The organism is Agrobacterium tumefaciens, from assembly GCF_017726655.1.
GTDB classification, from domain to species: Bacteria; Pseudomonadota; Alphaproteobacteria; order Rhizobiales; family Rhizobiaceae; genus Agrobacterium; species Agrobacterium tumefaciens_B.
On sequence record NZ_CP072309.1, the window covers coordinates 1,172,183 to 1,185,293 of the forward strand.

The 13,111-nt window shown below is 59.1% G+C and carries 7 protein-coding genes and 1 pseudogene; 2 read left to right on the forward strand and 6 right to left on the reverse strand.

Annotated elements, in window-relative coordinates; all coding sequences use genetic code 11:
• Positions 1 to 115 precede the first annotated feature (115 nt).
• The 4 genes from AT6N2_RS19675 to AT6N2_RS19690 form a co-directional block, all read right to left on the reverse strand.
• Entirely contained in the window at positions 116 to 1,354 is a 1,239-nt protein-coding gene (locus AT6N2_RS19675; RefSeq protein ID WP_209090902.1) for a vWA domain-containing protein, read from the reverse strand.
• A 167-nt stretch (positions 1,355 to 1,521) separates the two neighbouring features.
• The gene (locus AT6N2_RS19680) at positions 1,522 to 2,400 is read right to left on the reverse strand and encodes a transglutaminase family protein (protein WP_209090904.1); all 879 of its coding nucleotides are present in this window, start codon (positions 2,398 to 2,400) and stop codon (positions 1,522 to 1,524) included.
• A 3-nt stretch (positions 2,401 to 2,403) separates the two neighbouring features.
• On the reverse strand, positions 2,404 to 4,809 hold the full coding sequence (locus AT6N2_RS19685; RefSeq protein ID WP_063950233.1) for a circularly permuted type 2 ATP-grasp protein: 2,406 nt from the start codon (positions 4,807 to 4,809) through the stop codon (positions 2,404 to 2,406).
• A 1-nt stretch (position 4,810) separates the two neighbouring features.
• The gene (locus AT6N2_RS19690) at positions 4,811 to 8,137 is read right to left on the reverse strand and encodes a DUF2126 domain-containing protein (RefSeq protein ID WP_209090906.1); all 3,327 of its coding nucleotides are present in this window, start codon (positions 8,135 to 8,137) and stop codon (positions 4,811 to 4,813) included.
• A gap of 292 nt (positions 8,138 to 8,429) precedes the next feature.
• On the opposite strand from AT6N2_RS19690, the gene AT6N2_RS19695 reads away from it, so the two are divergent.
• Positions 8,430 to 10,241 carry an ABC transporter ATP-binding protein/permease gene (locus tag AT6N2_RS19695; protein WP_209090907.1) on the forward strand — a complete coding sequence of 604 codons (1,812 nt, stop codon included), beginning with the start codon at positions 8,430 to 8,432 and terminating at the stop codon, positions 10,239 to 10,241.
• 231 nt (positions 10,242 to 10,472) lie between these two features.
• On the opposite strand, the gene AT6N2_RS19700 is transcribed toward AT6N2_RS19695, so the two are convergent.
• Together AT6N2_RS19700 and AT6N2_RS24445 are read right to left on the reverse strand one after the other, a co-directional pair.
• The gene (locus AT6N2_RS19700) at positions 10,473 to 11,126 is read right to left on the reverse strand and encodes a hypothetical protein (protein WP_209090909.1); all 654 of its coding nucleotides are present in this window, start codon (positions 11,124 to 11,126) and stop codon (positions 10,473 to 10,475) included.
• A gap of 122 nt (positions 11,127 to 11,248) precedes the next feature.
• Entirely contained in the window at positions 11,249 to 11,458 is a 210-nt protein-coding gene (locus AT6N2_RS24445) for a DUF2827 family protein (protein WP_209090911.1), read from the reverse strand.
• Between the two features lie 467 nt (positions 11,459 to 11,925).
• Here AT6N2_RS24445 and AT6N2_RS19710 point away from each other — a divergent pair.
• A pseudogene (locus AT6N2_RS19710) lies at positions 11,926 to 12,947 on the forward strand (IS110 family transposase).
• Positions 12,948 to 13,111 lie beyond the last annotated feature (164 nt).

Consider the following 13,111-nt stretch of genomic DNA (forward strand, 5'->3'; position numbering starts at 1 on the left):
GCCTGTGAATGGGAGCGGCCCTCCTATGCCATGGGCCGCTGCCGCTGTCACCTGCCGTGCAGGTTCTGACAGCCATGCATGGCATAAACCTCATCCGGGGAGATCGCGAGACCCGTCAATTTGTCAGCGTGGCGATGCTGCCGGCGGCCTTGCGGGCGATTTCGCCAAACGCGGTCACGATCTGCTCCATGTTTTCAGGCGCATAATAATTGTCCGCACTTGAGGCGCAATATTGCAGCAGCGCCTTGCCCTTATCGGGAGCCATGAAGGCGACGGTAAAAATTTTGATGCCGTCCTTCTTCGCGGTTTCGCAGGTGGTGCGCACGGACTGGTCAATGCTGGAATTCCACGACGCACTGTTTCCCGTCATCTCGCCATCGGTCATGAGAACGATATAGCGCTCGAAGGATTCACTGCCCTTGTCTTTGTGTGCCTTCGCTTCGGCGGGGTTGGATGTTTTAAGCGCGTTGTAGGCGGCGGTCAGGCTGCTGCGGGCATCCGTGCCGCCGGTGGGGAATTCCGGGATCTGCTTGTCGACGTAGGTGACGACGCTGTTCGTCCCCCAGCTGAGGGGCTGGGCAGGATAGGTCTCGTGCGTATAGACAGACGCGCCCGTGCGGACGAGTTCCGAGCCGCCGTTCGCCGTGTAGGTCGGATCGGCCTTGTTCAACGTTGCGACAAGGAACCCGACTGCGGTTTTCAGCGAGGTGGCCTTGTTGACGTAACACGGCGATGACTTGGTAAGATTGGGATATTTGATCCAGTTGTCAGCAGTGTAGTTCTGGCAGGACGTTTTTTTGGTGTCGACTGTGTCCGTCTTGAACGACATGGAACCGGAACGATCGAGCGCCAGATACATGGAGATCGGCGCGCCCTTGTTGACGGTACTCTTTGCCGTGCCCGTTACGGAAACGTCGATCGTGTGCGCCCCGATCAAACCGAGCAGCGGGTTAAGCTGGATTTTCTGGTTTATCTTGGTTTCAATGATGAAGGTCTTGCCGCGGGCGTTTTCGGTTGCCCCGACATTGGTGAGAGAATTCTCGTCCAGTTCCTTTTTCTGCTCCTCGGTCAGGCTCTGGTCCATCTGGCCCGCGATGAAGGCTTTGGCGATTTCCTTTATCTGTTCATCGGTCAGTTTGCCCTCCCGCAGACGCGCTTCCGTTGCGGCGGCAAGTGCGGCGGAATCTGCCGTATTCTGCAGGTTCGCTTTCGCCTGCATAACATTTGCGAGTTCCAAGCCGGCGCCTGCAACGCCCAGCAGGACCGGAAGCAATATAGCCGTCAACATGCCAAAATTTCCGCTCGTATCTGCAAAGAAACGGCGCTTGAGGCTTCTGGACGGCAGGACGGTCATCGGGTGCTCACTATTAGAATATTCGACTGAGCGCAGGAAAGCCGCAAACGATGTAAAATACGCTAACATGACCGCTTCAATTTTACGCAGCGTTCAAATTGTTGCAGATTTTGAAGTATTTTCAAGAATTGCTTGAGGCGTTGTCCGCAATAATACAGATCGTATCATTATTGGACGGGGACGACATCGACCGCCTGTTTTATCTGCTGGTTACCGTAGCTCTTCAAGACGCCGATGACGGGAGCGACATCGGAATAGTCCCGGCCGTACCCGACGACGATATGGTCGCTTCCCGCGGCAATATCATTCGTTGGGTCCAGTTCCAGATAGCCGGTTGCTTCACCGCACCAGATGCGCACCCAGGCATGCATGGCATCCGCGCCTTCCAGCCGCTCTTTGCCAGGCGGCGGAATGGTGCGCAGGAAACCGCTGACGTAACCGGCAGGAATACCAAGGCTGCGCAGCGCCAAGATCATGATGTGCGAAAAATCCTGGCACACGCCGCGCTTGAGCTTGAAGGCTTCCGATGGTGTTGTGTCCACCGTCGTTGCCTCGCCATCATACGTGAAGTCCTTGTGGATATGCTTGCAGAGCGAAAGAGCGATTTCGCGAATGGTCATTCCGGGTTCCACCATGTCCCGCGCATAGGCGGAGATCGCCGCATCCGTTCCAATTCTAGGGCTTGGACCGACGAGATGGTGGGGTGACTGGAAATCCAGCGACCAGACATCCGCCAGTTCCTGTGGCAGGCGCGAAAGCTCCGGCGAAAAATCCGCGGTTAGTGCGATTGGCTCCACCATCACGCGGGCCTGCATTCGAATGTCGAGCTTCTCATGCGGCGAACGCAGATGCACTGATGTTGCAGACTGATGAAAGAAGTCCTCGAAGACGACACGCTCTTCCGGCGTCGGCAAAACATCGATGGATCCGGCGACCAGCCTTTGCCGACCAGGTATCGAGAGCGGCAGGATACGAATGATGTGGCGTGCGCCGTGGGCTGGCGTGTCGTAGGTATAACCCATATGCAGGGAAAGGTCGTAAAGCATCGGTTATCCCAGGTAGGTCCGGGCCAGAACATCGGAGAGATGTTCCATATCGGTCTCAAGCTGACGATAGATCGCGCCGTTCATGGTCTCAGGTGTCATGACCGCCAGTCCGGAATGCAAACGCATTGCCTCCCGATAGAAGGGAGACATCTGACCATTGACGAAAGCGTTCGGAAGCTGCTCCACCTCGGTGCGGATTTCATTCAGCTGGAACAGGATCGAGCGCGGATTGAGCGGATCAAGCGCCAGAAGATCGGTGACGGTCAGACCGGCCGTGTTGACATTGTAGCGACGACGATGGGTCATCACGCTGTCGCCGATCTCAAGCAGCATGTCGTAAGAACCATCCGGAGCGTCGGGACCGGCCATGTGGCCGAGAAGCCGCGTCATATGCAGCCCGCGCTCGAGATAACGGCCAATCGAGAGGAAACGCCAGCCCGTGAAGCGATACATGTTTTCGTGAACAAGGCCCGCAAAACCGGCGAGCTTGCGCAGCAGGATCGTCATCGCATGGGTGGCGTCGTCGCCGGGCGCCACCTTGGCGTGGAAACGCCTCGCGGTCTTGGCAAGATCGTTCAGCGCCAGCCAGCCATCCGGTGAAAAGCGGTCGCGAATATTGCTGGCCGAGTAAAGAGCGCTGTTGATGTTGTTGAGCAGACTTTCCGGCACCGCATCATTCATCTCGACGTCGAGCGCTTCGAGATAACGCGTCACATGGGCAAGCAGCGGCTGGCGCGGATCGGCGGATTCCGCGAAGCGCCCGTGCCATGCGCGCAGGATACGCAGCACGCCTTCCGAGCGTTCGATATAGCGGCCAAGCCAGAAGAGGTTGTCGGCGGCGCGGCTCGGCAGGCTTCCCGGCATATTGCGGGTGAAACTCTCTTCCGCTGGCAGCAGCGATGTGCGCTCAACCGGCTGGTCGCTGACGATCCAGACGTCAGCCGCACTTCCACCCGACTGCATGGCGATGGCGGAGACATCGTCGCCGCTGCCGATGCGGGCAAAGCCACCGGGCATGATCTGCCAGCCCTCCTGCGTACGGGCGGCGAAGACGCGAAGGCTCATCGGACGCGGGACAAGCTTATTGTCGACATAGGCAGGTGTGGTCGAAAGCTTCACCACTTCCTGGCCCACCAGCCTGTGGCCATCGGAAGCAAGCCAGTCGCTGATCGATTCCTTGGCTGTTTCACGCAATGAGGAGCCGAGTACGGATTGGCCGTTATCATCAAAAAAAGGCAGCCGCGAATAAGCGGGGCCAATGACCATGCCTTCAATATTGGAGGCAACATGGCGACGCTCGGCTTCCTGTCCGCACCACCAGGTGGCGATGGATGGAAGTTTTAGCTCCTCCCCGAGAAGGTGGCGGCAGATGCGCGGCATGAAGGCAAGCAGCGCCCGCGTTTCCAGGATGCCGCTGCCGAGCGCATTGACGATCGTCAGCGCTTCATTGCGCAGCGCTTGGACCATGCCCGGCGTGCCGATATGGGAGTGCTGGTTGAGCTCGAGAGGATCGGAATAGGAGGCATCGAGACGTCGCCACAGCACGCCAATGGGCTTCAGTCCGGCCACAGTTCTGACCATGACGCGACCGTTGACGACCGTCAGGTCCTCGCCCTCCAGCAACATGAAGCCGAGATAACGGGCTATATAGGCATGTTCGAAATAGGTCTCGTTGGCGGGGCCGGGGGTCAACACCGCGATGCGGTCGTCAGGGTGTTTCCGGTGCGACTGCAGGGCATCACGGAAGGCCCCAAAAAACGAGGCGAGGCGATGCACATGGCTTTCCGCGTAGATATCGGACAGGGCACGGGTTGTCGCCACTCGGTTTTCCAGCGCGAAGCCGGCCCCTGAGGGCGCCTGCGTCCGGTCGGCCAGCACCCACCAATTTCCGTCCGGCCCCCGGCCGATTTCGAAAGAGCAGAAATGCAGGTAGTGGCCGCTTGCTGGTTTCACGCCAACCATGGGGCGCAGATATTCCGGATTGGAGGCAATCAGCGCCGGCGGCACATAGCCTTCCTTGACCAGCCGGTTCTCGCCATAGAAGTCAGCGACCATCGCCTCCAGGAGATCGGCGCGCTGCTTTAAGCCTTCCGAAAGCACAGCCCACTCCCGGTCGTCAATCAGGACCGGAATGTGGGAAATCGGCCAGTTTCTCTCACCGCTGCCCTTGCCGTAATCGCGATAGAATACGCCGGCGTCGCGCAGATAGCGGTCGGTGCGGGCAAAACGCTCATGCAGTTCCCGCTCCGACATGCGCGACAGTGCCTCGAGCAGGGTCCTCCATACCGGCCTAACCCTGCCGTTGGTATCGAGCATTTCATCGGCCACACCCGGCAGCGGGAAATAGTCAAGCCCGCTCGGTTGCGGGCCCGTCTTCAACTTGCGATCCGTTGCCGGGGCTTTGGACAATTTACACTCCGTAAGGCCGGCGCAGATCAAGCGTCAGCGGAAATTCTGGCGACACGGTTTCCGCCTGCAACGGATATTGCCCTGCCGTATGTCCCCATGGTTCGAAACGGGCGAGGCGGCGTGCCTCCGCCTCGTTGCCGTTGACGGGAAAGGTCTCGTAATTGCGCCCGCCCGGATGAGCAACATGGTAGATGCATCCGCCGATCGATCGGCCCGACCATGTATCATAAATGTCAAAGGTCAAGGGTGAATTGACCGGCAAAACCGGGTGCAGACCGGAGGCGGGCTGCCAGGCCTTGAAGCGGACGCCGGCCACCGAAACGCTACGATTTTCCGTGGGCGTCAGCGGGACGGCGCGGCCGTTGCAGGCCACGGTGTAACGGGCGGGATTGGAGGTTTCCAGCCGCACCTGCAGCCGCTCGACGGAGCTGTCGACGAAACGCACGGTGCCGCCAATGGCGCCCTGTTCGCCCATGACATGCCACGGCTCCAGCGCCTGGCGCAATTCGAGTTTCGCGCCCTCGTATTCCACTTCACCAAAGAACGGGAAACGGAATTCCTGCTGGGCCGTGAACCATTCAGGTTTCACGTCGAATCCGTTTTCACGGAGGTCAGCCAGCACATCGAGAAAGTCGGCCCAGATATAATGCGGCAGCATGAAGCGATCAGCGAGCGCCGTGCCCCAGCGCACGAATTTGCCGGCGGCCGGATTTTTCCAGAAACGGGCAATAAGGGCACGCACCAGCAATTGCTGGGCAAGCGACATGCGGGCATTGGGCGGCATTTCAAAGCCGCGAAATTCCACCAGCCCGAGACGACCGGTCGGCCCATCTGGCGAGAACAGCTTGTCGATGCAGATTTCAGCGCGGTGGGTATTGCCTGTCACATCCGTCAGCAGGTTGCGGAACAGGCGATCGACCAGCCATGGCAGCGGTGGCACCCCTTCACCGGGTGGGGGCACCTGCGCCAACGCTATTTCCAGCTCATAAAGGCTGTCGTGCCGGGCCTCGTCGATGCGCGGCGCCTGACTCGTCGGGCCGATGAACAGGCCTGAGAAAAGATAGGAGAGTGACGGATGCCGCTGCCAGTGGAGCACGAGGCTTTTGAGAAGATCGGGACGGCGCAGGAACGGGCTGTCATTGGGGCTCGCGCCCCCAACCACCACGTGGTTGCCGCCGCCTGTGCCGGTGTGACGACCGTCGATCATGAACTTGTCGGCACCGAGACGCGACTGGCGCGCCTCCTCATAGACTGCGGTGGTGATGTCGACGCAATCCTTCCAGCTCGAAGCGGGATGGATGTTGACCTCGATGACACCGGGATCGGGCGCGACCCGGATGACGTTGATGCGCTCGTCATGGGGCGGCGCATATCCTTCGATGTGCACGGGCAATCCTTGCTCGGCAGCGGCTGCTTCTGCGGCGGCTATCAGCTCCAGATAATCCTCGATGCGCTCGACCGGCGGCATGAAGACGCAGAGCCGGCCATCGCGCGGCTCGACGGAAAGGGCCGTCCGCACCGCACCGCCAATCTCGCCGAGCGTCTGTTCGATCCGCTCTTGCCCCGAAACCTCGTTTGCCTGGAAAGACGCTTCCGGCATGGGGCGGCCGGATGGCTTGAAGGCATCGGGAAGCGGACCGCGGGGAATAGAAGGATCGGCCTCATGGATGTAGGGATAAGCAGATGGCGGCACGTAGGGCAGGGTGCCGAGCGGGAGGCGATAACCCACGGGGCTGTCGCCGGGAACAAGGAATATCTTGCCGCGACGGGTCTTCCACTTCTCGCTGATCCAGCGCTTGCCGCCAGCCCGCGCGTTCCACGCCTGAACAGGAAGGATATAGCCCGTTGGCGTCGTCAGTCCGCGCTCGAAGACGCGGGCGAGGCGGTTTCGTTCTTCCGGGTCTTTCAACTTGGAATTGGACGGATCGACATTGTCGGGAAGGCTTCCTTCCTTGATGATCCATTCGGCTGGATCCTCATAGGCGGGCAACACCAGATCGCCTTCGATGCCGAGCTGTGTTGCGATGCCGCCTAGTAGTTTCTGCGCATCGTCGGCACCAACGCCCGTGTCTGCGCCCTCATTGGCGATCAGATCAGGATTTTGCCAGATGGGGAGACCGTCTTTTCGCCAGTAAAGCGAGAAAGTCCAGCGCGGCAGGCTTTCGCCGGGATACCATTTTCCCTGTCCGTAATGCAAAAAGCCGCCCGGTGCGAAGCGTTCCCGCAGACGGCGGATCAGGATGTCTGCTTTTTCACGTTTTGTCGGCCCCACCGCGCCGGTATTCCATTCGTCGGACTCGAAATCATCGATGGATACGAACGTCGGCTCGCCGCCCATTGTCAACCGGACATCATGGCTGTTGAGAACCTCATCCACCCTATGGCCGAGAGCATTAAGATCGTCCCAGCTCTCATCGGAGAACGGTTTCGTGATGCGCGGCGTTTCCGCAACCCGCCGAACCTGCATGTCGAAGGCGAATTCGGTATTGGCGTGGCCGAAATATCCACCCGAGATCGGTGCCGCATTGCGGTAATGTGGCGTTGCCGCGAGTGGAATATGGCTCTCTCCCGTCAGCAGCCCGGAGGTCGGGTCGAGGCCGATCCAGCCGGCACCGGGCATATAGACTTCGGCCCAGGCGTGCAGATCGGTAAAATCGACTTCGGTCCCGGAGGGGCCATCGAGGGCCTTGAGATCAGGCGTCAGCTGAATGAGATATCCCGACACGAAGCGTGCCGCGAGCCCAAGGTGCCGCAGAACCTGCACCAGCAGCCAGCTTGTGTCGCGACACGAACCCTTGCCGGAGGCGAGCGTCTCCTCGGGCGTCTGGACGCCGGGTTCCATGCGGATCACGTACCCAATTTCCTGCTGCAGCCGGGCATTGAGGCCGACAACCATATCTACGGTCGGTTGCCCAGGTGTGCGGTCGACGGTGGCCATGAAGGCGGAGAGCAAAGGGCCCGCTGGCTCCGGCTTCATGTAAATGGAAAGATCGTCCCGCAGTTCCTGCGGATAATCGAAGGGCCACTTGGTCGCCTCTTCCTCTACAAAAAAGTCGAACGGATTATAAACCGTCATATCGGCGACAAGATCGACCTCGATCTTGAACTCCGTCGCCGGCTCGGGAAAAACGAAGCGGGCGAGGTAATTGCCGTAGGGGTCTTGCTGAAGGTTCACGAAGTGGTTTGTAGGCGAAACCTTGAGCGAATGGCTGATGACGCGGGTTCGGGAATGCGAGGCGGGCTTCAGTCTTATAATCTGTGGTCCAAGGCGGACCGGGTTATCGTATTTATAATGCGTCAGATGATAGATGCTCGCTTTGATCGCCATTAATCTGCCTTGCCCGGTTTTCCGGTTTATGCGGTTGTCCGCCCCTCTGAAATTAACGGGATTTTGTGCAATGCAGGAAGAGAAAGCAAGGATCATTTCCGGGGGCAATCGCATTGTTCGCTTTGGATGGCGGTACTTCCCCGCACAAAGAATTGCCCCGGCTTTTTAGTCACTGCCGTTCAGATTTTGCCGCGATTGTGGACAAGGGTGAACGGCATGTTATTGCTTGGCATCGCAAGGCGCAGAATCGCGACCCGCTTTCTTTGCCGATTGACGTTTCGGAATGGAATGAATGGCAACATCGGTAACCGACGATCAGCGCAAAGGCGCGGCTAATCTTTCGGGTTTCGATCTCGATTTTCCAGCACAGCTGCGCATGATGGGCCGTGCCTTCTGGACGTCGCCGGTGCGCACGCGGCTAATCCTGCTATCGGTGGCTCTGCTGACGGTGATATTGCTCACTGCCTACGGGCAGATCAGGCTCAATGAATGGAACGCGCCCTTTTATAACGCACTTGAGCGGCGCGATCTCGATGCCTTCCTTCATCAGCTCGAAGTTTTCGCCATCATTGCCGGGCTACTATTGCTGCTCAATGTCATCCAGACCTGGCTCAACCAGATGACGGCTCTCAACATGCGCGAGGGTCTCGCCAAGGATATGGTGGACCAGTGGCTGAAGCCGGGTCGCGCGGCCCGGCTCGCCAGCTTTGGCACGATTTCCATCAACCCGGATCAGCGCCTGCATGACGACGTCCGCAATCTTGCGGAAAGCAGCACAGCCCTTTCCATCGGCCTCGTCAATGCAACGATACTGCTCGTCAGCTTCATCGGTGTCCTCTGGTCACTTTCGGCGGGCTTTGCAATCACGATCAGTGGCGATACCTACGCGGTACCGGGCTATATGGTCTGGGCGGCGATCCTTTATGCAGGGTCGGCCTCGCTTCTCAGCAATCTCGTCGGGTATCGGCTGGTGGGGTTGAATGCCGAGCGTTACTCAAAGGAGGCGGAGCTGCGCTTTTCGTTGATGAGGGCAAGCGAAAATCTCGCGGCGATCGCGCTCGCTGGAGGTGAGAAAAACGAGAGACGCCGCATCGGCATCGATATCGACGCCGTGCTCGGCGTCATTCGCGGGCTTGCCATGGCCTTGACGCATCTGACATGGGTCTCCGCAGGTTATGGCTGGCTGGCGGTGGTCGCGCCAATTTTGATTGCGGCACCGGTCTATTTTTCCGGCAACCTCACCTTCGGCGGGCTGATGATGGCCGTTGGAGCGTTCAACCAGGTCAACACGGCGCTGCGCTGGTATATCGATAATTTCGGCCCGATCGCCAGCTGGAAGGCGACGTTGCAGCGCGTTTCGGTCTTTCGCAACGCTCTCATTCAAATGGATAGCGTCGAGCAGCACGGCCTCACGATCGATCTCGACCGCAACGCGGAGCATGAAAAAATCCGTCTGCGGTCGGTGACGATCTGCCGGGAGGCGGGCGGACAGGATCTGGAGCGCGGGTTCCGCCTGCGCGAGGCGGAGGTCGAGATCGGCCCCGGCCAGCGGCTGATGGTCAATGGTGAGCAGGGCGTCAACCGGCGCCTCCTGTTCGCAGCCATGGCTGGCCTGTGGCCCTGGGGGCAGGGCAGGATCGAAATGCCAGAACAATCGGACACGCTTTTCATTGCCCAGCATGGCTACCTTCCAGCGGGAACACTTCGCGAAATCCTTGCCTATCCACGCGCACCGCAGCGTTATGCGGATGCGGAGTGTGTCGCAGCACTCACCGCATGCGGGCTTGCGGAAATGACCGCGCGTCTCGATGAGAATATCCGCTGGGACAAGAAACTCGACTCGGACGAACAGGCCGGTATCCGCATCGCCAATGCGCTGCTTTTGAAACCGAAATTCATTGTGATCGACGATTTGCTGGAAGGGCTGGAAAAGCAGACGCAGGATACACTGGCGGAGGTCCTGAACGGCATCGAGGGTGCGGCGATCATCTATATCGGCCGGTCCGAGACATTTCTGTCGACCCTGACGCCTGACGTCGCCCATCTCGATCATGCCACGCCGAAGGAGAATCTCGCCAATGTCGATAACACTCAGCTGGAATGAAGGGCGGGGCGTGCCGCACTGATTTTCAGCGCAGTGTTAAATGAACACACATTGCGGCAGGCCCTGTTAAATGCATGTCTGGTGAAGCCGGACAACCAGGAATGCCGCATATCATCGCTTTGTGATGCCCGGACGCGATGCGTGACGCCCGCCTGCCGGCCGCTCGAGAAGCATCGTGCGGTGAGTGACCCGCACGATGGGGTCGCGTTGACTCTCAGCGTCGTGCAACTGTCACGATGACGCAGCCGCCCGCTGAGGCATGAACATCGCCTGGCTGCCGCCTGGCAGTCCGAACACATCCATGCCCATAAGCGGGGTCTGCTTGTTGCTGCCCTCTGGGAGACTTGACTGGGCGACGACGCAACTCTGCGGGAACGGCACGATTTTCACCATGTTCCCCTCGTAGCCCTTTGCCGTGGGAACCGCCAGAACGACGCCGCTTCCGGGGCCGGCATAGTCATTTGGATTGTTGAAGTTCATGCCGATGAGGCCGAGGGTGGCGTGTTCCGCGGGGTCGCTGCCTGCCGTTTGCGTCTGAACGGCAAAGGCCGTGCCGAGCGTGATGTCCTTGCCGAGGGCACCGTAGAAACCGGCACGGGTGGTCGCACCAATTTTGGTTGCGTTCTCGGAAAAGATGCCTTCGGCCGGTTGCCCGGGCTCGGCCTGCACTGACCCCGGCGCCGGATTGGCCGACCTTTGCGGCTGGGCATCAGGTTTCTTTTCCTGCGGCTGATTTTGAACAGCCCGAGGCTGCTGTTTGTCGTTCGCTCCGGCCACCGCATTGCCGCTTGGCGAAAGGAGCGCGAGACTTCCGCCTGTTGCGATCATTAGCATCACGCCGGCCGCTATTTTCAGGTGGCTGCGCAGCCGCGTTGAAGATCGCAAATGGTCTGCTAGCTCAACCGCATCTGCATGATCTGCTCCGGGATTTTCGGTTTCATTTATCGTTTTCATATCAGCCCTCTCAGCTCGGATACCCGACATGCGGCGAGACCATGAGCGATGTTTCACGGGTGGAGAGATAAAAGTTCAAAAAGAAGGTCGTCATATTGCTGGATGAGGTGGGGGTTCTCCGCGTGGAAACGCCAGATATGACGTTGCTGCGTATCCAGGTAATCTCCCCAGAGAGCATCGTGGTGGCGAAGCGCAGAAAGCAGGCGCTCGGCGCATGTCGGGCTGCTGCGCGGCCTCCGCGATGGCCTCGGCGTCAGCAGCATCGTTCTTCTGTCTCTTCACGAAATGCCTGACGTGAACCGGCGGTATAAGGGATACTTCATGGCCAAGCTCTTCCAGTTGCCGGCCCCAACACGGCGCGGTCCCACAAGCTTCCATCGCGACCATGCATGGTGGAATCGACATAAAAAACTTCACTAGCTGAGGCCGCCGGACCTGTCGGCGGAAAACAACACGTCCGTCTGAGCCACTGCATGCAGTTGGAAAACATGCTTGGCTACATCCAAGCCGATGAGAACTACCTGCGTCATTGAGTCAACCTCCTGGTGGTGAACACTTTGAATACTGCCACGCTTCCACAAGGGTGGCGAAGGAGGCGTCCACATGGGGGTAATCGCGGGAACGATGCCCCTCTCGATCAGATCCTGATGTTGGATGGCGGCTGTTCCCCGATAAGATGAAGTACGGGCTCTCGACTGGACGCCGGGCCCAGCATCAACGGAGAACAGCCATGGAAGAGTATATCGGCCTCGATGTATCTATGAAAGAGACAGCACTTGCCATCCGCCGGGATGGGGTGCGTGTCTGGTGCGGAAATGCGCATCAGATCCTCATATCATTGCCGAGTTGATCCGCAAACGAGCACCCGCGGTGAAACGCGTGGTGTTTGAAACAGGGCCGCTCTCCGTGTGGTTCTATCACGCGCTTCGAGCCAAAGACCTTCCTATCATCTGCATTGATGCAAGACACGCCAAAGCAGCGCTCGACACGGCGACGAATAGAACGGATGCCGATGACGCTGATGGGCTGGCCCACCTGGCGGAGGTGGGATTCTTTCGCGAGGTTCGCGTAAAGGGGTTCGACAGCATGTTAGCGCGCACGCTCGTCGCGGCCCGCACCCGTTTGGTCCATATGACGACCGAACTCTCCAACCAGATCCGCGGCATCATGAAGACGTTCGGCCTGGTCGTTCCGGCCGGTAAAGGAAGCGTGTTCGAGAAGAACGTTCGAAATCTTCTTCCTAGCGATGATGATCTCGCCCATATCGTGCTACCGCTTCTTGATGCCTGGAAAGGTCTCCGCGCTCGCGCCGCAGACCTTGGACGCCAGTTGGTCGCGGATGCCCGTCAAAGCCAGGCCTGCCGCATCCTGATGTCCATCCCGGGCGTGGGAGCAATCACTGCGACATCTTTCGCTGCCGCCATTGAAGAGCCGGAAAACTTCAGGAAGTCACGATCCGTGGGTGCATGGATCGGCCTCACCGCGCGCCGCTATTAATCCGGTGAAGCGATTATGATGGACACATATCTCGAAGAGGAGACGCCACTTGCGCGGGCTCCTGTACGATGCGGCTGCGGTAATTCTTACGCGCCGCTCCGTGCAGAGTTCATTGCGAACATGGGGCTTCAACTGCGAGAAAGGATCGGCTTCAAAAGAGCTGCTGTGGCGGTCGCACGAAAGCTTGCGGTCATCATGCACACGACGCTGAAAACCGGAGAGTTCTTCAATCCAACTGCGGGAGTGACGGCATAGTATCAAGTAGCGCTCACAACTGAGCGCGAAAAGTGTCCCTGCCGGGACGTGAGCCGAGCCATTCCGTTGATGGGGTTGCATCACTGTCTCAGTTGAATGCGTCGTCCACATTGAAGGCTCGTCCTGCACCCGGCAGCGCGATGCATCGACAAAATTTCCTATTG

Bases quoted from the DNA above. Each gene is read 5' to 3' on its own strand.
- AT6N2_RS19675 (WP_209090902.1), bottom strand. From the start codon at position 1,354: ATGACCGTCCTGCCGTCCAGAAGCCTCAAGCGCCGTTTCTTTGCAGAT.
- AT6N2_RS19680 (WP_209090904.1), bottom strand. From the start codon at position 2,400: ATGCTTTACGACCTTTCCCTGCATATGGGTTATACCTACGACACGCCA.
- AT6N2_RS19690 (WP_209090906.1), bottom strand. From the start codon at position 8,137: ATGGCGATCAAAGCGAGCATCTATCATCTGACGCATTATAAATACGAT.
- AT6N2_RS19695 (WP_209090907.1), top strand. From the start codon at position 8,430: ATGGCAACATCGGTAACCGACGATCAGCGCAAAGGCGCGGCTAATCTT.
- AT6N2_RS24445 (WP_209090911.1), bottom strand. From the start codon at position 11,458: ATGCTGCTGACGCCGAGGCCATCGCGGAGGCCGCGCAGCAGCCCGACA.